This window comes from Blastocatellia bacterium (assembly GCA_016713405.1).
Taxonomy (GTDB): domain Bacteria; phylum Acidobacteriota; class Blastocatellia; order Chloracidobacteriales; family JADJPF01; genus JADJPF01.
This window is the reverse complement of record JADJPF010000003.1, coordinates 253,709-277,893: the sequence shown is the minus strand read 5'-3', so window position 1 is coordinate 277,893 and position 24,185 is coordinate 253,709. Positions and strand designations below refer to the sequence as shown.

Below are 24,185 nucleotides of genomic sequence, written 5' to 3'. Positions count from 1 at the left end.
GAGAAAGATCGATGAATTTTGTACAAAAATTTCAATTAATGGACGCTGTTGCTATTAACCGCGCCCTTTCACGTATAGCTTCAGAAATAGTTGAACGTAATCGCGGCACAGAAAAATTATTAATCGTAGGTATTCGCCGTCGAGGTGTACCACTAGCCGAAAGAATCGCTAATAAAATTGCTGAACTTGAAGGTGTTCGCCCTCCTGTTGGTACATTAGATATAACACTTTACCGAGACGACCTTTCTACAGTAGATGTTAAACCTGTTGTTCAAGATACTGATATTCCTGGTGGAGTAGAAGAACAAACCATAATTTTAGTTGATGATGTACTTTATACAGGTCGAACAATTCGAGCAGCACTTGATGAACTAATGGATTTTGGCCGTCCTCGCCGAGTACAACTAGCTGTTTTAGTAGATCGTGGTTATCGTGAACTACCAATTCATGCTGATTATGTAGGCGAGAAAGTCGCTACCAAACAAGCAGAAATTGTTAAAGTTATGTTGGAAGGATTTGACGAAATAGAACAAGTTATTGTTGTCGAACCTGCCCCAGAAGCTTAAGGATTGTTTGTGGCTTTTAATCGAAAAGATTTGTTAGCAATTAGAGATCTCTCTGTAGAAGAGATTAATACAATTCTCGACACGGCAGCAGCTTTTAAGGAAATTTCCCGCCGTCCAATAAAAAAAGTCCCGACTCTTAGAGGTCGTACAGTCATCAATCTTTTTTTTGAACCCTCTACACGTACCAGAACAAGCTTTGAAATTGCTGCCAAACGTCTTTCTGCTGATGCAATTAATATTTCTGCCTCTAGTAGCAGTTTGTCAAAAGGTGAAACGCTAATTGATACAGCTAGAAATCTAGAAGCAATGGTGCTGATGCAATTGTTATTCGCCATTCATCAGCAGGCGTTCCCCAACAACTAGCCCGCATTTGTCGCACTTCTGTTATTAATGCTGGCGACGGAGCGCATGAACACCCTACACAAGCCCTACTTGACGCTTTAACTATTCGTGAACATAAACAAAAAATTGAAGGCTTAGAAGTAGCAATCATTGGTGATATTGCTCATAGTCGGGTAGCTCGTTCTAATGTACATCTACTTACTAAACTTGGTGCTAATGTTCGTGTAGCCGGGCCCGCAACACTTATTCCACCACATTTTGACCAGCTAACAGCAAATTCTGTTGGTAAAATTACAACAACAACTTCTATTGATAAAGCTTTAGAAGGTGCTGATGTAGTCCTAATGCTAAGAATACAACTTGAGCGAGAAGCTTCAGCCTATTTTCCTTCCTTACGAGAATATGCTTACTTCTATGGATTAACAGCTAAACGTCTGGAAATGGCTAAAAAAGATGTAATCGTTATCCATCCGGGCCCGGTTAATCGTGGAATTGAAGTAGCTTCAGATGTAATTGACGGGCCATATTCGCTTGTTTATGAACAAGTTACTAATGGTGTTGCTATTCGTATGGCCGCACTTTATTTGGTTATGGGTGGCAATGTAGCAGATGCTCAACAGGAAGTTTTAGGAGCAAAATAATTTATGCGTCTATTAATTAAAAATGGCCTAGTAATTGATCCTAGTCGTTACTTTGAAGAAGTATCTGATGTATTAATTGAAGATGGACAAATTGCAGGTGTTTTTCCTAACATTGAAATAGCTGATGCTCAAATTTTCGATGCTACAGGTTTAGTAGTTGCACCTGGTTTTATAGACCTTCACACTCATTTACGCGAACCTGGACGCGAAGATAAAGAAACTATTGAAACAGGTGCTAAAGCTGCTGCTGCTGGGGGTTTCACCTCAATATGTTGTATGCCAAACACACAGCCAATAAATGATAATGCTACAGTAACTCACTATATTTTAGAGCGAGCAAAAAAGCTTAATCTTGTAAACATTTTCCCTATTGGAGCAATAACTAAACAATCTGAAGGTCAACAACTGGCGGAAATTGGGGAAATGTACGAGGCTGGAATTGTAGCTATTTCTGATGATGGTCGTCCAGTGTCAAACTCTTTGGTAATGCGTAGAGCAATGGAATATGCCAAAAATTTTGGCCTACCTGTTGTTGATCATTGTGAAAATAAAGAGCTTGCTGCTGGTGGCGTAATGAATGAAGGCTATTACTCTACGCTACTTGGACTAAAAGGAATGTCTCATTTAGCTGAAGAAGCAGATGTCCAGCGAGATTTAATGCTAGCGCAAGAAACTGGAGCGCATATCCATATCGCCCATTTAAGCACTGCTGGATCTTTAGCTTTAGTAAAACAAGGTAAGCAAAAAGGAATTAAAGTTACTTGCGAAGTAACCCCACATCATTTTAGCCTGACTGATAGCGCGGTAGAAGGTTTTGATACTAATACAAAAATGAATCCTCCACTACGTACTAATCAAGACGTAGAAGCCTTAATACAAGGCATTATTGATGGGACAGTAGATGTAATTGCTACAGATCATGCACCACATCATGCAGATGAAAAAGCTTTAGAATATGACCGCGCACCTTTTGGAATCGTAGGGCTTGAAACAGCCGTAAGCCTTTCTTTAGACAAGCTTTACCATACAGGAAAAATTTCTCTAATGCGATTTGTAGAGCTACTTTCTACTGCTCCAGCTAGGGTTTTTAATCTAGCTCGTGGGACGCTAGCCGTTGGTTCACCTGCTGATATAACTATTTTTGATCCAACACTTAACACAACTGTTAACCCTGCGTTATTTCGTTCAAAAAGTCGTAATAGTCCCTTTGCTGGCTGGCAACTAAAAGGAGCGGTGATTGCAACTATTGTAAATGGTAAAATTATCTATCATCACCAACAAGATTAATTTAAGTTAGAGGTTTATCAATGAAACGCTTTTATCTACCAATATTTGCTTTATTTTTCTTATTTTTAGTTAACCTACCTGTTTCTGCTCAAATTAGCTTGAGTAATCAGGCCAAAGCTGTTTTTTCCGGTCAAATTATAGATGCTCGCAATGGACAACCTATTGTAGAGGCTTTAGTTACAGTTCGCACTCAATTTCAAGATTACAAAACTAAAACAGATAATGCAGGAAATTTTGTTTTTGAAGTAGATGATAAAGAAGGGTTAAAAAACTTTTTATTGCTAGTTAGCCACTCTGACTATCGAGAAAAAGATTTTTCTGGGGTGCTAAGAAATAGCTTTACAGATGGAACCGCTAAAATTTCCCTCCAAGGCTCAGGAAACACATCTCAAGCAATGGTTAAATTTAAGAAAAGCGAGCTTGGTTTAACTTGTGGACGTGATGATAAATTTGCAACTAAAGATGGTCGGTTGATTTCTGCTCGCTTAGATTGCCTTTCAAATGAGCGTGTTTTGTTACTAGAACTTAACCGTGGAGATCATTTTACACTAAGAACTAATACTGATATAGAAATGGAAGTAAAAGAAAACAACACAAAAATAGAATGCTCAAAAACAGAAACCCTTGAAATTAACATTAAAGCATTAATGTTTAAGCGTTAACCTTGAATTTTGGCTAAAACTAAACTTAAATTAAACCTTATGATTGAATCCGTAGAGTTTAAGAATTACAAAGCATTACAAGATACAAAACTACCTCTTAGCCCATTTACACTTATCATCGGGCCAAATGGTAGCGGAAAAACAACCGCGCTTAAAGCTATTCAATCAGCAGCGAAACGAGTAACTATGTGGTATTCAAGACTTGTTAGCTTTGGACATGAAAAAGACCTTGAAGGTGTGAAAGTAAAGATAAATTGGTCAGAAAACATCCAAACAGAAGTCATTTGGAGAAACAATTCTAACTGTTCCTCCTTCGACAAGTTTTTCTAAAGAAATAGGAATTTAAAGCAAGCTAAGTCAAATGCAAATTTTTTCTTTTGATTCAAATTTTATTTCTTATCCTGTTGAGTTAAACCCAAATAGCCGTTTGTTAGATAACGGAGGAAACCTTGCAGGGGTACTTGATCAATTAAGAGATAAAGAACCAGAAAAATTTGAACTATTAAATCAAGAAGTTAACAGACTATTACCAGAATATGACCGGATATTGTTTGATACTCCAGACACAGGTCAAAGATCTTTCCTGCTAAGGACAACTCGCGGAAAACACAAAGTTCAAGCCGAAGATTTATCAACAGGTACTTTATTTGCCTTAGCTATTTTAACACTAGCTTATATACCTGATCACCCTCCTTTGATATGTATTGAAGAACCAGATCATGGTATTCACCCGCGATTATTGAGAGATTTACAAGACGCTTTATACAGGCTTTCTTACCCTGAAAGTGTTGGAGAAAAACGCGATCCAATCCAAATTATTTGCACTACTCATTCACCATATTTCTTAGATCTATTTAGAGATCATCCAGAGGAAGTAGTAATTGCAAGTAAAAAAGATGGTTTTGTTACATTTGAACGTTTATCAGAACGTTTTGATATTGAATCCTATAAAGTAATGAAAGTTGCTATATTAAGCGAATCAGAAGTTGATGAAGCATTCACTAGAATAATTGTTAGTGCAATTTTAGGAGAAGAAATAGAAAAGGTAGAGTATCCATTACGCTTTCGGGGCTGGTATGGAGTGTTACAACTTATCCCAACTGTAATAAAAAGCCTATATTACCAAACAGATGCAGAAGCTTTTGCTATTGTGGTTGACTCAGACGAAACACTTATACACAACCCTTCCCACGAACAAACTATAGACAGTAATTGCCGTTTATGCCAAATTAAGAAAGTGATTGAGCAACCACAAAATTCACTTGCTTTGATTCCAAATCGCTCAAAGATTAAAACCGCGGTTGGTTTGGCAGTTCCAGCCATTGAAGCCTGGTATCAATGCGGAATAGATGCACCAGCAAATAGACTAGCAACCGATTTATCAGACATAGAAAAGCTTTTTCCTGATGGATTTGGCTCATTTGCTCAAAACATAAGAGGTTGGAAAAACAGTTAAAATTATGAAATTAGAAGGTTTAGTAAAAGGTAAATCTATAAAAACGCTACTGTCTAAATTAAATCGTCATTTTGGCGAAGATGCTTTAGAAATAGCTGATCTTTGGACTGCGGATATGTCTTCAATTGTGCTATCTAATGCTAAAAGGCCAGGAAAAGTAATCTATATTGGCACTTTTGGGATGCTTAAAGACTTTTATTACTTAGAATTAGAGCTACCATCAAGAGAAACTGCTATTCCCTACAACCCTAATGGAAAATACAATAGGGTGAGCTATGAAAGACTACTTGAAATATTAGAAGATCACTTAGAATTGTAACAATGAGCCATAAAGAAAAACTCTTTGCTAGATTAAATGAAATAGGTGAATCATTAAAGCAAAGCCAAAAAGCTTTGGCTTTACTTGCTTTAGGATCTGTAGGAATTGAATTAGATAGAATAGATGACTATTCAGACTTGGACTTTTTTGTTATTGCTAAAACAGGTTATAAAAACTATTTTTTAAACAATTTGGATTGGTTAAAGGCTGTTTCAAACTTGGCATTTTATTTTCAAAATACAAAAGATGGTTATAAAGCTTTATTTGACGATGGCATTTTTTGCGAATTTGCTATTTTTGAACAAAATGAATTGTCAAAAATTCCATTCTCTGAAGGTAGACTTGTTTGGGCAGAAAACAATGTAGACCACAATATTTGTAAACCTATTATGAGAGTCGAAAAAGTCCAACATAACAAAGAATGGATAATAGGCGAACTTCTTACAAATTTATACATTGGTATATGTAGATATAAGCGAGGTGAAAAACTTTCTGCAAGCCGCTTTATACAATCACATGCAGTTGACAGAGTTTTAGAATTAGCCGTTTATTTAGAAGAAAAAAGTCTTGTAAATGAAGACTTTTTTTCAAATGAAAGAAGGTTTGAACAAATATATCCTAACATTTCAAAACAACTACCAAAATTTATCCAAGGCTATGATCGTTCTGAGGAATCAGCACTAGAAATCATTAAATTTATAGAAAAATTTCTTGAAATAAATTTGAAAATGAAAAATGCTATTTTGGAAAAGATAAGCAATTAGCTTTCAAGAGCTTCTTTAACACTTCTTAACTGTTTTTGTGGACTGTCTGTTTCTATCGAGCAACCTGGAGCAATTATTAAATTTTGTGTTCCAAGTTCTTTGAGAGTTTCATTTATTTCTTTTTTAACTGCTGAAATAGTAGTGTGTCCAAAGAGTTTTTCATTAATTCCGCCCAACAAACAGCCTTTATATTGTTGCCGCGCTTGGCTTAGAGAAGGTTTAGCATAATAATGTGACCAATTTATTGCTTGGACAGGATAATCTAGTAGCTCATTAAAATAAATTTGATCCCCATGAATATGTAAAATATTAAACTTAGTTTTTGTTTTTATACGCTCTAGGATCATTAAATCAAAAGGACGTGCAAAATGTTCATATTCTTGATAAGTCATTACATTAGGATTTGCACCTGAAAGAGAAAGAAAAATCCCTGCTGCACCTGTGTTAATTGCTTTTTCAGCATAATTAGCTAAAGACAAAGCAATTTTTTCCATTATTTCTAAAAGTAGCTCAGGATGATTATTTTTTAATTCAATTAAAGTTTCTTTATCAGAAAGCTTACGTGCAGTTGTCCAGGGGCTAAAAATAGTCTCAACAAAATAGGCTTTGTCGGCTAATTCTTGGCCTATTAGCTCAAGGGCTTTTAATTGCTTGCCAAATCCGCCTTCATCACCTAAAAAAACCTTTAAATTTTTCCAATCAGAAACTTCAAAAAATTCTTCTTGGTTATCAGATTCAGGATAAGGATAATCATTCATTACTTTTAGAAAATCTAGGTCATAGGCTTGAAAAAATTCTAGGTGAGTTTGTGCAACGCGCTCTGATTTAGCGTGTTGTAAGCCAAAGTGATACCAAAAGCTAAAAGGTGGACGGTCTACATTCTCACCTTGTAAAGCAGCATTAAGTCTAGCAATTTTGTTCATAATATTGGTTTATGCAGTGCTTTGATTACGCCAAATAACTGTATAACGCCAAAGCAAGTGAAATTTTGTGTAACTACCTTTTAGATGGGCATTGCTCATAGCTTTGACTTCGCGTTTTGATAGGTAATATTCATCTTTGCCATGTTCGGCCCAGGCTTTTCTTAATTGCCAGCTTACTTGTGGTTTTCCTGTGCGAAAATACCTAGAAAATAAACTAACAGGAACTCTTACTAAATTAGCCAATTTTTCAAACTTACCTTCAGGTCTTAAAATGTCATGGAGAATTAAAACTCCATTAGGGGCAAGAAGTTGTTTTACTCGCTTAAGAACTTGCTCATTTGGTAAATGATGCAGGGTAGCAATCATAACAATACAATCAAAGTGGGCAAGTTTTAAGTCTAAATCTAAAAAATCTCCAACTTTGTAATCTATGTTTGTATAGTTTGTTGAGCGTGATTGAGCAACGCGCACCATTTCACTTGATAAGTCTATAGCTGTAACTTGTTTAGCTTGTTTAGCTAATAGGCGGGTAAATGTTCCTGTTCCACAACCAACTTCCATAGCATGCTTACACGGATTTGGTACAAATTTAAGAACAAAATCATCATAAGGGCCTATTTGTTCACCTTCTTTTTCTAACAAAATGGCAATATGATCAAAGTCCTCTTGAATTTTTTCTGTCTTTACCATTTTCTTAAGAAATATAACTACATGCTAAGCTCTACATTGTTACGTTTACATAATTCTCTAAACCCTACTTTATCAACAGCTTTAACATAAGCGTCTTCAGGTGTAACAAGGCCATTTTTAACATGATCAAATAATGCTTCATTAAGTGTAACCATGCCTAGATTTCGAGAGGTTTGCATCACAGAAGGGATTTGGAAAGTTTTTCCTTCACGAATTAAGTTAGAAATAGCGGGTGTAACAAGCAACACTTCTAGCGCAGCAACACGTCCTCCACCTTTTTTCTTAAGTAATGTTTGAGCTACAACACCTTTAAGGGACTCTGAAAGCATGGTTCGGATTTGAGACTGTCGATCTGTAGGAAATTGGTCAATGATACGATCAATAGTAGAAGGTGCTGTGGTGGTATGCAATGTACCAAAAACTAAGTGGCCTGTTTCAGCCGTTTCAATAGCAATAGCAATTGTTTCTAAATCCCGCATTTCACCAACCAGAATAATATCAGGATCTTCGCGTAATGCTGCCCGCAGTGCGTCCTTAAATGAATCTGTATGATTATGAACTTCTCGTTGATTGACCAAACAGCCCTTATTTTCATGTACAAACTCAATTGGGTCTTCAATTGTGATGACATGATCTCTACGATGCCGATTAAGAAAATCCATCATAGCGGCTAGCGTAGTAGATTTACCGCTACCCGTTGGCCCTGTAACTACTACTAGACCTTTACTTAAAAAGCACAGGTCTAAAATCTGTTTAGAAAGCTTTAGGTCTTCTGCTGTCAAAATCTTTGTAGGAATAACACGAAAGACCCCACCTCTACCTTTACGATCCATAAAAATGTTAGATCGAAACCGCCCTAAATCCTTAATTTCATAAGCAAAGTCTGTATCATGGCGACGATCAAACTCTTGTTTATTACGCTCAGGCATAATTTCAAGCAAAATACGGTCTGTGTCTTCAGGTCTTAACACTCCTAAGCCCTCAATAGCTTTCATCTCTCCATCATGGCGTACCATTGGAGGCATACCTACAGAAATATGTAAGTCTGAAGCCTTCATTCGCACCATCTCTTCAAAAAGCTTATCAATTTCCGCTGCTTGCGCTGCTTTTATCTTTGCTTGAACTACTTGAGCAGACCCTTGTTGATTTGTAGCCTGCAAGGTTTGTGCCATTTGATGACTAGCCCCTCCCATCGCCATAGTAGGTTGAGGAACAGAAGAGCCTTGACGAAAAGTTTGTGCTGCTTGTGTTGGATTAGGATTATGTGCTGGCTGTGGGGAATATTGTTGTGTTGGTTGTGATGTTTGATAAGCTGCTGTAGGAGCATTAGCTTGAGGTGCATTATTCCAGCCGGCTGGACGTTGTGCTGCTACAGGTTGTGTTGCAGCCGGTGAAACATTTATAGCTGGCGCACCTGTTCCACGCACTATAACATTAAAACCTAGGCTAGATTTCTTAATAGAAACTTGAAAAACCCCTGAAGCACTACGATGAGAAAATTCTGTTCCAGGTTTTTCTATAAGTTCATTTCTTGCAGACGGAGTTAAAATAGGAGAAATAATTTGAACAATATCTTTATGTTGAATAGCATTTGCGCTGATTTCTTTTACTCCTGATGGGGTAGCAAAATAGGGTTTTTGTCCTGCTTCTAAATGTAGTTCTGTAGCTCCAAAATCCTTAAATTTATTTAATAGCTGTTCTATTTGTTCCATATTATTCCTCATAAGTCCGTAAAAGTTTCTATTTTTTAATAGCTAGTTTCTTAAGTATTTTTCTTTTTACGCCCGCCTCTTTTAGCTTTAACAACCACAATAGGGACATTAGTAGGTGGTAAAGCAGAAAGCTCTTTAATGCTTGTAATATATCTTTTATTAATGATATGGTGTTTTTCTCCCTCTTGAAGGGCAAAAAAAGCTGTTGTCAAATTAAAAAAGTCTAGTACCCTAGCTTTATTTGGTGGAAGGTCTAAAACAACATTTCCTCTTAAATTCATATATGGATTGCATTTTAATTCTACTTCTTCAATCCAAAGATTTGCATTTAAGATATCTGTCCCTTCATCTTGATCTAACTTTATATCTACGGTTACTGATACTACTACATCTTTATTAATAATTTCTACTTGGTTAGATTCTTCTAAGAGAAAAGGAAAGAATTTTTGTGTTTCATTTAAGCTATCTAAAACAGAACTATGGCCTAGTTTGGAACTAGACAAAATCGAAAGAAATAATTTACCTCTTAAGCGTCGATTATCAGATAGCAAAATCTCTGCTGGTGCTTCAAATTTAGGGATTTGAAAAGAACTGCCAAAGTCTGAAGGTCTCATAATTATTTTCTACTTCGTGCTTTAGTCTAAACTACTAAACAGTTAAGTTAAGTAATAAAGCACTGCCCTTTCTTACTAAAGTATAGTCCTAATTAAAATTAAAAATTATTATTATTTACCTATTATATTTTAGGTATAAAGTATTAACTCTTAAAAGCTTGGGCAAAGAGATGTTTTGATATGCTAAATAATAGCTACTTATATTACAACCTTTTTTTTTACCATTGCTATAACTAAAATTATCTACATAAAAATTTTTTAATTTACCCGCGAGACTTGACTTAGCAGGTTAAGTCTCTTATTCTTACTTCTTTTCCAAAAGCAGCCAAACTAACTAATAAAAAAGGAGTAAGCCATGAAAAGAACCTACCAACCAAATAATCGCCGCCGCGCTAAAAAACACGGTTTCCGTGAGCGTATGAGCAGTAAAGGTGGTCGTTTAGTCTTAGCAAGACGACGTGCTAAAGGACGTAAGCGTTTGACCCCTTCACATTACTAAAAAGCTTTGCTTACGCTACGCTTACCTATGTTAAGCGTAGCGGTGGATTTATGCTCTTTTTCTAAAATCTTGTAACTGTCTATGTCATCCACACCAAAAGTATCAGCCCGTTTCCATAAAAGCGAAAAACTTAGAACATCTCGTGAGTTTAAGCGGGTTTATGATAAGGGCAGGCGTTATAATAGCCCTTTATTTACTTTATTTGTGCTAAAAAATAATGAAACTTTATCGCGTTTTGGCGTAACTGTTACTAAAAAGATTGGTAATGCAGTAGAAAGAAACAGATGCAAGAGAATTTTAAGAGAGATATTCCGACAAAACAAACCTCAATTGATGCAGCCTTGCGACTTAGTGTTCAATGTCAAAAAAGCGATGCTTCAAACTCCTTTTCAACAAATAGTAGAGGAATATTTACGACTGTTAAACTTTTTACCAAAACCCCAAGCTATTTAGCACTTTCTGCTATCAAAGTATACCAAAAATTTATTTCCCCAATGTTTCCTCCTGCTTGTCGTTTTTTTCCAACTTGTTCACAATATAGTGCAGACGCTATAGCACGCTATGGAATAATTAAAGGAATTTACTTGGGCATTCGCCGTTTACTACGTTGTCATCCATTCCATCCAGGGGGTTATGATCCGGTGAAGTAACTAGCAGGGCAGATTTCTTTTATGTCAACATTCTATGTTTTGCCTTAAGTTATTTTTTATTTTCGTAAATGCTTATAAGACTCTCTCACAACTTTAAGCATTTAGAGGTACACAGACAAAATTTTATGGAAAAACGCTTTATTTCTTTTATAGTGATATCATTTTTAATTTTAGTAGGTTGGCAGTTTGCAGTTTCTTATTTTTATCCAGAAGCTATTACAAAAGAACAAGTTAGCTCAAGTCCTACACCAAATCCCAATGCTAGCCTAACACCTTCAACAGAAGCTAGCCTAACACCTACAACTAATACAGATAGCAATAACCCTGATGCAAACGTAGGTATTCCTTCACCTGAAGTAGAAACAGTTGCTCCAAAAAAAATAACTATTAAAACTCCCTTTTGGACTGCTATTTTTGATAATAAAGGTGGAGTTTTAACATCTCTAAATCTTCATCATTTTTACGGTCGAGAAATAACTAACAGCGAGTATAAAACCTTAGAATTAGTTTCTCAAACAACTAGAGAAAAATTTGGCGCACCACTTCGCTTAGAAGTAGAAGATAAAACCCTTACTAAAGTCTTAAATGAATCTTTCTATAGTGTTAATGAAGAAAGCGAAACAATAGAATTAAAAGCGGATGAAACAAAAGAAATTGTCTTTAGCCTTAAAACTCGCTCTGGTATAGAAGTAGAAAAACGCTTAAAAATAACAGGTGGAAAATACCTCTTTGATTTTCAAGCCAAAGTTCTTAAAGATTCAAACCCACTAGCAGCCCAACTAATAATTGGGCCTAATTTTGGTGATCAATCTGTTAAGAAATTTGACCCTTATGTAAATACCCCACCTCAAATATTAGTAGTCCAAAATGGAAAAACAAATTTCCTTGCAGGTACAGATGTAACGGGCGAAAACAAAGAGCGAGCAACAAAATCTTTTTCTGGAAATATTGATTGGGTTGCTAGTATTGACCATTATTTTGCTATGGCTGTTGTCCCAACGGAAAAAGCACCTAGTAGCACCATTGAAAATATTACAATTAAAGAAAATGAGACTGAAAAACATTTACTTTCTGTCTCCTTACCATTAGCAAACGACAAACCTTATTTAGTTTTTGTCGGGCCAAAAGATAGCGACTTACTTGCAACTCTTAGCAAAAATTTACTTAAGAGCAAACATGACCTAGAAATAATGCTTAACTATGGAATGTTTTCTTTTATTGTTAGACCTTTTATTCCTGTGCTTGACTTTTCAATAAAAGCTATTTACAGCGTTACTTACAATTATGGATGGGGAATTATTGCTATCACACTACTAATCAACTTAGTTTTCTTCCCCTTAAAGTGGAAAAGCTCTGTTGCAATGGAGAAGGCTAAAAAACTCCAACCTAGACAAAGAGAAATTCAAGAAAAACTTAAAAAACTTAAAACAGATGATCCCCGCGCACAAGAACTTCAAAAAGAAATGATGGCATTATTTAAGGAAGGTAATCCTCTAGCAGGTTGTTTACCTTTACTACTACAACTTCCTATCTTTTGGGCAATTTACATCTATCTTTCAATGTCTATTAATGTTAGACAATCACCTTTTATTTTCTGGGTTAAAGATTTGTCTATTGCTGACCCAACTTACATATTACCAATAATTATGACGGTTGCTTCAATGGCAGCTACAGCAATAATGCCTAATCCAGCACCCACAGACGATCCAGCACAAAAAATGCAGCGCGTTATGATGACTTATATAATGCCAATAGTATTTTTTGTCCTTTTCTTTGCTAGCGCGCCTAGTGGTCTAGTTTTATACTGGATGTTTAACAGTATTTTTGGTGTCGCTTTACAATTATTTATTAATAAATTAATATCCGGCTCTCAAGTTGCGCCTGCTGCGGCAAAAGCTAAATAAAAAGTGTTAAATTAGGAGAACTCTAGCAATGTCAGAAGAAAAAATAGCTAAAAATCTTACTGAATTTATGAACCGAATCATAGTGCTTTCTCAACTTAACCTGTCAGTCTCTGTAGACACAAACCCTAGTTCTATAAATTTGGAATTTTCTGGCGAAGATGTATCTTTTTTACTTGGACATAACGGAGAACTACTTAATGCGCTAGAATATCTTGCTAATAAAAACTACGGTCGGTTTTTAGATGATGACACTAGAATTGTTTTTGACTCAGCAGACTTTCGTAATATGCGAGAAAAAGAATTACGTCTAATGGCAAAACATGCAGCAGAACGAGTCCGACTAACTAAAAAACCTTTTACCTTTGAACCTATGTCACCTAATGAGCGTCGCATTGTTCACCTTGCTTTATCAGAATTTCCAGACCTTCATACAGAAAGCCAAGGTGAAGGCGACGACCGCAAAGTAACTATTTATTTATCTTAAGCCAAGCACTAAAGGACTTGGCTATTGTCACTAACCACTCTGGGGCTTAAATCAAAACCCTTAAAGTCTTTATGCTACGTAGTAGCATTTGATAATAGGCTAGTCCTTCAGGGCTAGCCTCAAAAATGACAATGTTTTTCTTTGATGACACAATCGCAGCTATTTCAACTCCTTCTGGTCGTGGTGGAATTGGAGTAATAAGAATAAGCGGAACAAATTCAGCTAAAATCTTATCCCAACTTGCCCCAAAAGCAGATTTGTCTGCAATACAAAAAGCCCAACTAGTAGAAATTCAGGACTCAAAAAGCGTTTTTATTGATCAAGCTATTGCTATCTATTTTCAAGCTCCTAAATCCTATACGGGCCAAGATGTAGTAGAAATTAGCTGTCATGGCAGCCCATTTATTCTAAGTCGTTTGCTACAACTTTGTTTTAGCCTGGGCGCACGCGCAGCAAGCCCTGGTGAATTTACTATGCGAGCCTTTCTTTCTGGTCGTATGGATTTAACACAAGCAGAAGCTGTTAGAGATTTAATTGACTCACAAACTGAATACCAAGCACGTTTGGCCGCCCGCCAACTTAAAGGGGAATTATCAAATTATCTTCAGCCTGTTAAATCAGAACTTTTGGAAATAATCGTCCATCTAGAATCAGCCGTAGAATTTGTAGAAGAAAACCTGAACACAGATTCTATTGCAAGTTTAACTACACGTCTTAACACATTAGTAGCTAAACTTCATCGTTTGGCTAAAAGCTACCAATTTGGGCGAGTTGTTCGCAGCGGAGTAAATTTAGCAATTGTTGGCCGTCCTAATGTTGGAAAATCTAGCTTGTTTAATGTCCTACTTCAAAAAGACCGAGCCATTGTTACAGATGTTCCTGGTACAACTAGAGATAGTCTTATTGAACAAGTTAGCCTGGGTGGTATCCCTATTTATTTAATTGATACCGCCGGAATACGTAAAACAACAGACGTGGTAGAAAAAATGGGTATTGAACGAAGCTATAGCGCGATGATAGATGCTGATTTGGTTTTACAAGTAGTAGATGGCTCAACCGAGTTAAACCAAGACGATAAAGAATTACTTTTTAATTGCTCCAATAATCCTGTCCCATTTGCTGTTATCATCAATAAATCAGATCTTGGAGAAAAAATTTCACCTCAACAAATAATTGAATTAGTAGGAAATAAAATTAGCGAGGAAAAGATTTTTTCTGTCTCAGCTAAAACTTGCCAAGGAATAGATAATTTACAAAGAGATTTAGTAAATAAGTTTTTCCATCATGATATCTTAAACCAAGAAGATACTTTGATTTTAGATGCCCGTCACTTTGCGTTGCTCTCTAATACTATTAGTCAGTTATCAGACGCAATCAATCGTTTTAATGAGGGTTTCTCTGAAGAAGTTGCTTTGTGTCATTTACATTTAGCCTTAAATAAATTGGGAGAGATAACTGGAGAAACTACTATTGAAGATATCCTAGGACAAATTTTTGCAACATTTTGTGTAGGAAAATAATTATTTTGCCTAAAGTTTTCCACAGCAACGAACCCTTAATATTTTATATCCACAAGTTAATTACTAGAAAACAGGTATTTTAAAGTTATTCACAAGCTGTGGAAAACTTTTCTTTATAAATACTCTAGCGGTTGTTTTTTATGGGTTTGTTTGAGATAATTTTGTTTTTTATAAAAGTAAGAGGCCAATTTTATGCAGTTTAATGAAAGCTTTGATGTAATTGTAATAGGTGCTGGGCATGCAGGTTGTGAAGCAGCAGCAGCAGCAGCAAAAATGGGATGTTCAACCGCACTAGTAACAATCAATTTAGATTTAATTGCCCAAATGTCTTGTAATCCGGCTGTTGGTGGAATCGCTAAAGGTCATATTGTCAGAGAAATAGACGCTCTTGGCGGAATGATGGGACAAGTCATAGACAAAGCTGGTATTCAATTTCGGGTGCTAAATCGTAGTCGCGGCCCTGCCGTACAATCACCACGCGCCCAAGCTGATCGTGGAATTTATCGGACAGAAATGCGCCGCCAACTTGAAGAAATCCCTAACCTAGCACTTCGTCAAGGTGAAGTAGTAGAACTTTTAGTTGAGCAAAATAGAATTATTGGGGTTGAATTTATGGATGGCCGCAAACTAGCGGCTAAAGCAGTAGTTATTGCTACGGGAACATTCTTAAATGGTACAATTCATATTGGCCCACGAACTTTTTCTGCTGGTCGATCTGGAGAAATAGCAGCTATTTTACTTAGTCAATCTATCAAAAAACTAGGTTTTTCTATGGCTAGACTAAAAACAGGAACTCCTCCACGCCTGGACGCACGGACAATAGATTTTTCACTTTTTGAACTTCAACCAGGAGATGAAGTTCCTACTCCTTTTTCATTCCAAACAAAGGAGATAACCCAACCGCAACTTCCTTGTTATATTACCTATACAGCAGAGTCAACACACGACATTATCCGCGAAAATATAGGTCGTTCTCCACTTTATAGCGGTCAAATTCAATCTATTGGCCCGCGCTACTGTCCATCTATTGAAGATAAAATTGTTAAATTTGCAGATAAAGACCGCCACCAACTTTTCTTAGAGCCTGAAGGCTATAATACTAACGAGATTTACCTTAATGGTTTTTCCACAAGCCTTCCTTTAGAAGTCCAGGAACAAGCTGTTAGAAAAATCCCTGGGCTAGAAAAAGTAGCAATGATTCGTCCTGGTTATGCAATTGAGTATGATATGGTAGACCCAACTGAGCTTAAACCCACACTTGAAACTAAACGTGTCCAAGGTTTATTTCATGCTGGTCAAATCAATGGGACAACAGGTTATGAAGAAGCGGCTTGCCAAGGTCTAATGGCAGGAATTAATGCTGCACTTACGATACAAGGCCGAGATCGTTTAGTCTTACCAAGGGATCTAGGTTATATTGGTGTTCTTATAGATGATCTTATTTCTCGTGGTGTTGATGAACCTTATCGAATGTTTACTTCTCGTTCAGAAGTAAGACTATTATTAAGAATGGATAATGCTGACCAACGTCTTACCCCACTAGGTCGGCAAATTGGTCTAGTAACAGAATCTTGTTTTGCTAATTTCCAAACTAAACAAGGACGAATTACAGAACTAAAACAAGCATTTACTAAACTACGCGCTGTTTTAGGCAGCGAAACCGCAGACCGTTTCTGTCAAGCTACGGGTATAAAACTTAATGAAAGTGTGGCTTTAGCACAACTAGCAAAACGCCCTGAAGTTACAGCAGAACACTTAAGAATGCTACTTCCAGCAGATATGCAAGATAAAGTAGATCCAGAAGAGCTAAATGTAACCGTTAGCGATATTAAATATGCAGGCTATATTGAAACTATGAAAGTGCAAACAGAAAGACTAGCAAAAGCACAAGCTAGACATATTCCTATGGACTTTGAATATTCATCTATTCCAGGTCTTTCACGTGAAATGATAGAAAAACTTACAAGGGTAAAACCAGAAACTATAGGTCAGGCTTCTAGGATTCCTGGGGTTACGTCTGCTGCACTTTCTATTATTAATATCCAATTAGAACTAAGACACCGAGCTATTTAATGAAATCTGAAATTGATTTAATGAAAGAGGAGTTGGTTAAACTTTGCCAACTCCATAAATTTTGTCCAACAAATCTAAATCAAATAATAGATAAAACAGCAGAACATTTTTCTCTTTTACTTAAATGGAATCAAAAAATTTCCCTTACCACCTTAACAAATCCCAAACAAGCCGCAGAACAACTTTATTTTGAATCTCTTTTTGTAACAAAATTTATTTCTAATGAAATTAATAGCATCGTTGATATAGGAACTGGTGCAGGTTTTCCAGGATTACCAATTTGTTTTGCTAAAACAGACATGTCTATAACATTAATTGAAGCAGATAAGCGTAAATCTGCTTTTTTAGCAGAAGTGCGACGTAGCTTAAATTTATCTAACTTAAAAATAGTTAATGACCGATTTGAAAATATTTCTTTAGAATCTGATTTAATAACTGTCCGAGCATTAGAAAAACTTGAAAATCAAGTCCCTAAAATAATAGAAAAATTTACTAAATCAAAATTAATAATACTTTTTGTTTCTTTACAAACAGCAAATAATATTTTATCTACTTCTAAAGAAAAGTTTTTAGGCAGAGAATCCGAGATAATTGCATTGCCAGAAAGTAAAAATCGTGTACTATTACTTTTTCACAAAAAAGAATGTTTCACGTGAAACAAAGTTTTTCACAAAAAACACTAGACATAATCTGTTAATTCGCCTATGTTATGTTAATTTATTAACAGTCCTCTAAAAAACCAAAAAGTAAGAAAGAAGGCTTTATGGCGAAAATCATTGCCATTGCAAATCAAAAAGGTGGTGTTGGAAAAACTACCACTGCAATAAATCTAGCAGCGGGGCTAGCAACAGGAAAAAAACGTACATTACTAATAGATATTGATCCTCAAGCAAATTCTAGTTCTGGTTTAGGTGTAGCCAAAAACTTACGTCGTAGCTTCTACCATGTACTTGTAATGAGTGAGCCTTTAGACAAAATTTTAATTAAAACTGAAATAGAAAATTTACTCCTTGCTCCTTCTGATCGTAATTTAGCTGGAGCAGAAATAGAGTTAGTAGAACTAGAAGAACGAGAATTAAAGCTAAAATCCATTTTAGAAGCTGAACGGGAAAAATATGATTATATTTTAATTGATTGTCCCCCTTCTTTAGGTCTTTTAACCTTAAATGCCTTAGCAGCCGCTGATTCTGTTTTAATTCCTGTACAATGTGAATATTTTGCATTAGAAGGTGTTTCTGCTATTTGGGATACTTTAGTTAGAGTAAGGCGGGGCTTAAACCCTAATTTAGCTGTAGAAGGTTTTTTATTAACTATGTATGATGAGCGAACTAAATTAGCATCCCAAGTAAAATCAGATTTAAGAGATTTTCTTGGTGGACAAGTTTTTAAGACAATAATTCCTAGAAACGTTAAATTAGCTGAAGCCCCAAGCCACGGTAAACCAATAATGCTTTATGACTTAAAATCAAAAGGGGCTGATAGCTACTTAAAATTAGCTAAGGAGGTAATTAGTCATGAGCAAAAAGGCTCTAGGTAAAGGTTTATCAGCACTACTCCCACCTATGGAAAGCTCTGGAACAGAGGAACTATTAGAAATAGACCTAGATTTACTTGAAGTTAACGATGAACAACCTCGCACGGTTTTTAATGAACAAAAGCTAAATGAACTAGCTGAATCTATAGAAGAAAATGGTTTAGTCCAACCTATTTTAGTTCGTCGTAAAGGAAACCGTTTTCAAATTATTGCAGGGGAAAGACGCTGGCGTGCAGCACAAAAAGCCCAGCTATTAAAAATCCCTGCTATAGTCAAAGAAATTGCTGATGATAAATTATTAGAGCTAGCCCTAGTAGAAAATATTGCTCGACAGGAATTAAATGCAATTGAAGAAGCCTTAGCTTACCAAAAATTAATTAGCAGCTATAAACTTACCCAAGAACAAGTAGCGCGTAGAGTAGGTAAAGAACGCTCATCTGTAGCCAATATAATCCGGCTCTTAAAATTACCTGAAGAAATCCAGCAAATGGTAGCAACAGAAAAAATCTCTATGGGGCATGCTAGAGCATTACTTAGACTAGAAGATCTTCAAACACAACTTCAAATTGCACAAAAAATTATTAATTTTTCGCTTTCTGTTAGAGAAGTAGAAAAACTAGTAGAGCAGCTTTGCTCTACACCTATTGCTATTGAGCCTGTAGCAGTTGATCCAAATGTTAAAGATGCAGAAAAAAAATTACAATATCGATTTGGAACACAAGTAAAAATACATTTTAATAATAAAAATGGTGGTCGGATTCAAATAGATTTTCATTCTGAAGATGAACTAGACCGGCTATATGAAATATTAATAGGAAAAGCTACAAGCGGCGAAATAGGAGAAGAATTATTATAAAAACTATTAGATATTTATTAAAATTCACTTATTAAGAAAAAAAGTCCTTCCTAGTAAGTAAAAATTAATTTAGAATAAGACTTGCACACCACAAAAGTTTTAATAAGAAACAAAAGCCCTAACAAAATATTTCTAGCAAAAGAGGGGCGGGAAATTGGGTAAATTAAAAGACAAACTTCGCAAAACTTTTAGTCGGTTTATACTAGAGTGGGGTATTAGCCCTCGCTATACTGTAGACCTACCAGCCTGTTTTCGTATAGCTCAAACTGGGGGTAGAGATCGCCGTAGCTCTCGAATTATTCAAGGAAAAGCTTTTGACTTAAGCGAAACAGGTATTAGCATTTTATCCCCTTTAATTACTGTTGATGGACTACACGCTCATTTTAGTAATGACACACATACTTATTTGGAAATAGAACTAGCTCTCCCCCAAAAATCTATCAACATTGTTGGTCAAACTTGCCGTTATCAAAAAGTAGATAGTAAAGAGTATGTTTATTTATTAGGGATAAAATTTATAAAAATTAGCGAAAAAGATAAAAAAATACTACAAGAGTATTTGACTTCTATTAAAAGTAAACCCCAAACAGTTGAGCATATAATTAAGCCTAATTTTGAAACATAATTTTTTAGGCTCATATAGCTTTAACAAAACTTCCTATGGTGATTGTAAAGAGTGTTTTGGCCCAAGTCTTACAGCTTAAAAAAATGAACTCGGCTCATCATCCTCATCTTGAGTTGAAGTATTAAGGGTAATATTATCAATTAACCTAACTCTATTAATAAAAACTGCTAAAGCAATCAATACTGCTTTTTTTTCATCAATAATATCAAGAGACTCTAAACTTTCATTATCAACAATAGAAACATAATCAATTCTAGCAAACGGTTCATTTTCAATTGTTTGTCGCATTGCTGAAATTATTTTTCCTGCATCTTGTTCACCATCTTGATAAAGTTTCTTAGCTTGTTGCAAGGCTAAAGAAAGTACAAGAGCCGCTTTTCTTTCTTCTGTATTAAGATAAGCATTTCTAGATGACATAGCCAAACCATCTGGCTCACGAACAATTGGACAAATTACAACTTCTGTGTCTACGCAAAGATCCCTAACCATTCTTTTTAAAATGGCTGCTTGTTGAGCATCCTTTTGACCAAAAAATGAAAATTGAGGGCGAACAACATTAAATAACTTGAGTACTATTGTAGAAACACCGCGAAAATGACCAGGACGGCTTAGACCACAAAGTTTGTCACCTAAATCTTCAACAATTACATAAGTAGAAAAATCCTCTGGGTAAACTTCATCAATATTAGGAGCAAATAAATAGTCAACACCTCTTGTAGAAACGAGTTCAGCATCACGGGCTAGATCTCGTGGGTAAGCATCAAAATCTTCTCCTCGTCCAAATTGTATTGGGTTAACAAAAATTGAAACTACAACAATATCACTCATTGCCCTAGCACGACGAATTAAGCTTAAATGCCCTTCGTGTAAAGCTCCCATTGTTGGAACAAAGCCTATTTTACGTCCATCACGTCGTATTTTTTGGGTTACTGAGCGCATTCTAGGAATACGATTAATTATTTCCATAATTTTATGACCGCCTATGACCGCCTATGACCGCCGTAGTTTAGTTAATAGTTCTTCAGGCATATGATAAGACTCTTTGCGAGCAGGAAAATTTTCTTTGTGTATATCATCAACATATTCTGCTAAAGCTTGGCTAATCGTAATTTTTAGGTCTGCATATTTACGAACAAATTTAGCTTGATGACCAAAAGTTAACCCAAGTAAATCAGAATAAACCAGAATTTGCCCATCACAATGAAGACCTGCACCTATACCAATAGTAGGAATACTAATGCGTTCTGTAATCATTTCAGCAATTTCTTCAGGAATACCTTCTAATACTAAAGAAAAAATCCCTGCATGCTCAAGCGTTACAGCATCTTCAATCAAACTTTGTGCAGCGTTAATGGTTTTTCCTTGAACTTTATAGCCCCCCATTTTATGCACAGATTGAGGAGTTAGCCCAATATGACCCATTACAGGAATTTCATTTTCCACTAGTCTTTCTACTAGTAAGGCACGATTTCGCCCACCTTCAATCTTTACCGCCTCAACTCCACCTTCTTTTATATAACGCACGGCTGATATAAGAGCTTGTTCTTCACTAATATGATAGGAGCCAAAAGGCATATCCCCAACCACTAAAGCCCGTTTACATCCCCGGCGCACTGCACGAGCAAACACAAGCATTTCATCTAATGTTACAGAAAGTGTGTTTTCATGCCCTAAGACAACATTACTTAGTGAATCCCCAACTAAAATAATATCAATCCCTGCTTCATCAACCAAACGTGCTGAAGGATAATCATAAGCTGTTAAAGCCGTTATTTTTTGCTTTTTCTCTTTTCTGGATTGAATTACTTGAACAGTAATTTTTCCTAATGTATCACCAGTGAAATGGCTCATAACTTTTTCCTATCAATAACAGAAGTTAATTTATTGTTTTTTGCACATTATAGCAAAGAAAACAAAGAGAAACACCTAGGCTACAATAAGCTTTTAGCCCTGATAATAAACAACTTTGTTTGTTAAATCCAACGTTAGTTTTTCAAGTAATGACCTATAACTCTCTTTTAAGCCAGGATGTTGTCCATTTGGTAAAAGTTCTAGCAATGGTACTAAAACAAAACCTCGTAAGTGCATTCTAGGATGAGGTAACACTAAATCTAATTGTGAGATTTGTATATTAGAATAGTATTTTTCTAAATCTACTATGCTATCTATTACTAAATTATTATAAAGTAATAAATCTAAATCTATTGTTCGGGGCCCTTTGTTAATAAGCCTTTCGCGTTTAAGTTGATGTTCTATTTCTAAACATAACTGCAATAACTTATCTGGTGTAGGTAAATCATCTCCTGCAACAACTATAACCATATTCAAAAAATTTGATTGGTTTAAGTAATCTTCTGGCATAGTCTCGTAAATATTTGAAATAGCAATTACTTTTATTTTTTGATTAATTAACAAAGAAATAGCCTTTAGTAAATTTGCGCTTCTATCGCCTAGGTTGCTGCCTAAACCAATAGCTGCCCAGTTTTTATAAGAAGATAATAAAAATTTAGGCGAAATAGAGTTACTTTTTTCTTCTCTTTGCATCTAAATAATGTCCTTAAATGGCTTAATAAATTAGAAATTTTCTTGCTAATTTTAATCGGCTTTACGTGCTAGCTTATTCAAGTTAATTATGTTAAAATATTGAAGTTATAGCATAAAATATTTACTTTTAATCCTATGATTATTACTGAAATTTATACCGAAGGTTTTCGTAATCTATCTGGTAAGTTAATAGCTTCCCCAGGTATCAATATCTTATGTGGAGATAACGCACAGGGAAAGACAAATTGGCTAGAAGCAATCTATCTACTTGCTAGCACAAAATCTTTTCGCACTTCAACACTAAAAGAAACTTTTAGACTTAACCCTACAAACCAAACATCTAAACAAGCCTTTGTTCGTGGTAGCGTTCTAAGAGAAAGATTACAAAAAGATTTACAAGTTCATTTAGAAGAAAATACTAAAAGTTTTTATATTAATGGTAAAAGAGAAGCTGTTACTAGATATTTAGGTAATTTAGATGTAATAGTTTTTTGTGCTGAAGAAATGCAAATTGTTCGGGGTGAACCAGCCGAACGACGACGCTTTTTAGACCGGGGTATTGTTAGCCTTACGCCTAGCTACTTAAAAACTATTTCAGAATATAACCGTGTTCTAAAACAAAAAAATACTCTGCTAAAAGAAGCTCAAGAAAGTCAAAATTTATCTAAATTTATTGATTTAATAGCTTCATGGAATCAACAGCTTATTGAATATAGTACCCGTATTCATTCATCAAGAGTTGATTATACAAATCGTTTAAGTAAGTTAATAAATAAACAACTTTTTAGCCAGAAAAAAATAGAAATTAATTATCTTTCTTCGCTTGCTCAACATGGAGTTAGTCAAAAATCTTCTACTGAAGATTACAAAAAAATACTTACAGAACGTTTACGCTTACGTTTAGAAAATGAAATTGCAGTAGGTTATTCACTGATTGGGCCTCATAGAGATGAGCTAGAAATCCTTATTGATGGTCAAGAAGTAAGTAAATTTGGAAGTTCTGGGGAGCAACGTAGCGCGTTGATTACACTAGACTTAGCACAAATAGCTATTTATCATCAAACCTTTGAAGAATACCCAATTTTTCTAATAGATGATATTGATGCAGAACTTGACTTAAAACGGATTTCTCTGCTTTTAGATCATTTAGCAAATAAAATGCAGGTCTTTATCTCTACTTCAAAACGTGAAATAGCTTCACAATACCAGAAAAAAGCTCAATGCAATTTTATTTCACAAGGAAAAATTATAGAAAATACTTCTGAAAATATTTTTGAAATAGTCAAAAATATTTTTGAAAAACAAATTTTTGAAAACAATGAAATAATAACAAAAACTACTGATTTATCTGTAAATAATTTAGTAGAAAATAAAGAGAATTTACAAATTGAATCAGTCAAAACATCAGCGAGCAACAACGTCTTTTTAGTCAAAGAAGACTTTAAAGAAGAGCCTTCTATTGATGAAGAAGATCGTCATCGGGCACCCTTTTAACCTTTTAATTATAAATTTTAACGCAG

General features: G+C 35.4%; 26 protein-coding genes and 1 pseudogene. 20 read left to right on the top strand and 7 right to left on the bottom strand.

The features are described from left to right. Nucleotides 1-11 precede the first annotated feature (11 nt). The 8 genes and pseudogenes from pyrR (at nt 12) to IPK14_04525 (ending at nt 6,037) form a co-directional block, all read left to right on the top strand. On the top strand, nt 12-566 hold the full coding sequence (gene pyrR / locus IPK14_04560) for a bifunctional pyr operon transcriptional regulator/uracil phosphoribosyltransferase PyrR (GenBank protein MBK7992696.1): 555 nt from the start codon (nt 12-14) through the stop codon (nt 564-566). Between the two features lie 9 nt (nt 567-575). After that, nucleotides 576-1,549: pseudogene (locus IPK14_04555) on the top strand (aspartate carbamoyltransferase catalytic subunit). A 3-nt stretch (nt 1,550-1,552) separates the two neighbouring features. Next, nucleotides 1,553-2,836 carry a dihydroorotase gene (locus tag IPK14_04550; GenBank protein ID MBK7992695.1) on the top strand — a complete coding sequence of 428 codons (1,284 nt, stop codon included), beginning with the start codon at nt 1,553-1,555 and terminating at the stop codon, nt 2,834-2,836. Between the two features lie 20 nt (nt 2,837-2,856). Further along, nucleotides 2,857-3,498, top strand: a complete 642-nt coding sequence (locus IPK14_04545) for a carboxypeptidase regulatory-like domain-containing protein (GenBank protein ID MBK7992694.1) — start codon at nt 2,857-2,859, stop codon at nt 3,496-3,498. Nucleotides 3,499-3,537: 39 nt separating this feature from the next. Next, a complete protein-coding gene (locus IPK14_04540) occupies nt 3,538-3,828 on the top strand; it encodes an AAA family ATPase (GenBank protein MBK7992693.1) in 291 nt (96 codons plus the stop codon). A gap of 31 nt (nt 3,829-3,859) precedes the next feature. After that, a complete protein-coding gene (locus tag IPK14_04535) occupies nt 3,860-4,954 on the top strand; it encodes an AAA family ATPase (GenBank protein MBK7992692.1) in 1,095 nt (364 codons plus the stop codon). Nucleotides 4,955-4,958: 4 nt separating this feature from the next. Continuing rightward, nucleotides 4,959-5,273: a hypothetical protein gene (locus IPK14_04530; GenBank protein ID MBK7992691.1), complete on the top strand. Its 315-nt coding sequence runs from the start codon at nt 4,959-4,961 to the stop codon at nt 5,271-5,273. A 2-nt stretch (nt 5,274-5,275) separates the two neighbouring features. Continuing rightward, nucleotides 5,276-6,037 carry a hypothetical protein gene (locus tag IPK14_04525; protein ID MBK7992690.1) on the top strand — a complete coding sequence of 254 codons (762 nt, stop codon included), beginning with the start codon at nt 5,276-5,278 and terminating at the stop codon, nt 6,035-6,037. Here IPK14_04525 and IPK14_04520 read toward each other — a convergent pair. Genes IPK14_04520 through IPK14_04505 form a run of 4 tightly spaced genes read right to left on the bottom strand, consistent with a single transcriptional unit; the run spans nt 6,034 to nt 9,976 of the window. Then, a complete protein-coding gene (locus IPK14_04520; GenBank protein ID MBK7992689.1) occupies nt 6,034-6,960 on the bottom strand; it encodes a hypothetical protein in 927 nt (308 codons plus the stop codon). The two genes, IPK14_04525 and IPK14_04520, sit on opposite strands and share 4 nt — an antisense overlap. 9 nt (nt 6,961-6,969) lie before the next feature. Continuing rightward, on the bottom strand, nt 6,970-7,650 hold the full coding sequence (locus IPK14_04515; GenBank protein ID MBK7992688.1) for a methyltransferase domain-containing protein: 681 nt from the start codon (nt 7,648-7,650) through the stop codon (nt 6,970-6,972). A 17-nt stretch (nt 7,651-7,667) separates the two neighbouring features. Then, nucleotides 7,668-9,362, bottom strand: coding sequence for a PilT/PilU family type 4a pilus ATPase (locus IPK14_04510; protein ID MBK7992687.1), 1,695 nt, complete (start codon nt 9,360-9,362; stop codon nt 7,668-7,670). A 50-nt stretch (nt 9,363-9,412) separates the two neighbouring features. After that, nucleotides 9,413-9,976 (bottom strand): hypothetical protein, encoded by a 564-nt coding sequence (locus IPK14_04505; GenBank protein ID MBK7992686.1) that lies wholly within the window; start codon nt 9,974-9,976, stop codon nt 9,413-9,415. 355 nt (nt 9,977-10,331) lie between these two features. Between IPK14_04505 and rpmH the strand changes: the two genes are divergently transcribed. From rpmH to IPK14_04450, 11 genes are all read left to right on the top strand, one after another. Then, a complete protein-coding gene (gene rpmH, locus IPK14_04500; GenBank protein MBK7992685.1) occupies nt 10,332-10,475 on the top strand; it encodes a 50S ribosomal protein L34 in 144 nt (47 codons plus the stop codon). 81 nt (nt 10,476-10,556) lie between these two features. Further along, the gene (gene rnpA / locus IPK14_04495) at nt 10,557-10,928 is read left to right on the top strand and encodes a ribonuclease P protein component (GenBank protein ID MBK7992684.1); all 372 of its coding nucleotides are present in this window, start codon (nt 10,557-10,559) and stop codon (nt 10,926-10,928) included. Continuing rightward, on the top strand, nt 10,883-11,125 hold the full coding sequence (gene yidD / locus IPK14_04490) for a membrane protein insertion efficiency factor YidD (GenBank protein ID MBK7992683.1): 243 nt from the start codon (nt 10,883-10,885) through the stop codon (nt 11,123-11,125). Before rnpA ends, yidD begins: the two co-directional genes overlap by 46 nt. Nucleotides 11,126-11,250: 125 nt before the next feature. Beyond that, on the top strand, nt 11,251-13,029 hold the full coding sequence (gene yidC, locus IPK14_04485; protein MBK7992682.1) for a membrane protein insertase YidC: 1,779 nt from the start codon (nt 11,251-11,253) through the stop codon (nt 13,027-13,029). A 28-nt stretch (nt 13,030-13,057) separates the two neighbouring features. Then, nucleotides 13,058-13,513 (top strand): hypothetical protein, encoded by a 456-nt coding sequence (locus IPK14_04480; GenBank protein MBK7992681.1) that lies wholly within the window; start codon nt 13,058-13,060, stop codon nt 13,511-13,513. Between the two features lie 125 nt (nt 13,514-13,638). Beyond that, a complete protein-coding gene (mnmE, locus tag IPK14_04475) occupies nt 13,639-15,033 on the top strand; it encodes a tRNA uridine-5-carboxymethylaminomethyl(34) synthesis GTPase MnmE (protein MBK7992680.1) in 1,395 nt (464 codons plus the stop codon). A gap of 192 nt (nt 15,034-15,225) precedes the next feature. Then, entirely contained in the window at nt 15,226-17,106 is a 1,881-nt protein-coding gene (gene mnmG, locus IPK14_04470; GenBank protein MBK7992679.1) for a tRNA uridine-5-carboxymethylaminomethyl(34) synthesis enzyme MnmG, read from the top strand. Beyond that, on the top strand, nt 17,106-17,762 hold the full coding sequence (gene rsmG, locus IPK14_04465) for a 16S rRNA (guanine(527)-N(7))-methyltransferase RsmG (protein MBK7992678.1): 657 nt from the start codon (nt 17,106-17,108) through the stop codon (nt 17,760-17,762). Before mnmG ends, rsmG begins: the two co-directional genes overlap by 1 nt. Nucleotides 17,763-17,869: 107 nt before the next feature. Continuing rightward, nucleotides 17,870-18,643, top strand: coding sequence for a ParA family protein (locus tag IPK14_04460; GenBank protein ID MBK7992677.1), 774 nt, complete (start codon nt 17,870-17,872; stop codon nt 18,641-18,643). Further along, nucleotides 18,621-19,496, top strand: coding sequence for a ParB/RepB/Spo0J family partition protein (locus IPK14_04455; protein ID MBK7992676.1), 876 nt, complete (start codon nt 18,621-18,623; stop codon nt 19,494-19,496). Before IPK14_04460 ends, IPK14_04455 begins: the two co-directional genes overlap by 23 nt. A gap of 154 nt (nt 19,497-19,650) precedes the next feature. Beyond that, the gene (locus IPK14_04450) at nt 19,651-20,121 is read left to right on the top strand and encodes a PilZ domain-containing protein (protein MBK7992675.1); all 471 of its coding nucleotides are present in this window, start codon (nt 19,651-19,653) and stop codon (nt 20,119-20,121) included. A gap of 75 nt (nt 20,122-20,196) precedes the next feature. Here the strand turns inward: IPK14_04450 and IPK14_04445 are convergent, their stop codons facing one another. The 3 genes from IPK14_04445 to folK form a co-directional block, all read right to left on the bottom strand. Continuing rightward, nucleotides 20,197-21,087 carry a pantoate--beta-alanine ligase gene (locus IPK14_04445; GenBank protein ID MBK7992674.1) on the bottom strand — a complete coding sequence of 297 codons (891 nt, stop codon included), beginning with the start codon at nt 21,085-21,087 and terminating at the stop codon, nt 20,197-20,199. A 24-nt stretch (nt 21,088-21,111) separates the two neighbouring features. After that, nucleotides 21,112-21,972: a 3-methyl-2-oxobutanoate hydroxymethyltransferase gene (gene panB / locus IPK14_04440; protein MBK7992673.1), complete on the bottom strand. Its 861-nt coding sequence runs from the start codon at nt 21,970-21,972 to the stop codon at nt 21,112-21,114. 93 nt (nt 21,973-22,065) lie between these two features. Further along, nucleotides 22,066-22,665: a 2-amino-4-hydroxy-6-hydroxymethyldihydropteridine diphosphokinase gene (folK, locus tag IPK14_04435; GenBank protein ID MBK7992672.1), complete on the bottom strand. Its 600-nt coding sequence runs from the start codon at nt 22,663-22,665 to the stop codon at nt 22,066-22,068. Between the two features lie 135 nt (nt 22,666-22,800). Here folK and recF point away from each other — a divergent pair, with 135 nt between their 5' ends. Beyond that, entirely contained in the window at nt 22,801-24,159 is a 1,359-nt protein-coding gene (gene recF, locus IPK14_04430) for a DNA replication and repair protein RecF (protein MBK7992671.1), read from the top strand. Nucleotides 24,160-24,185: the final 26 nt, after the last annotated feature.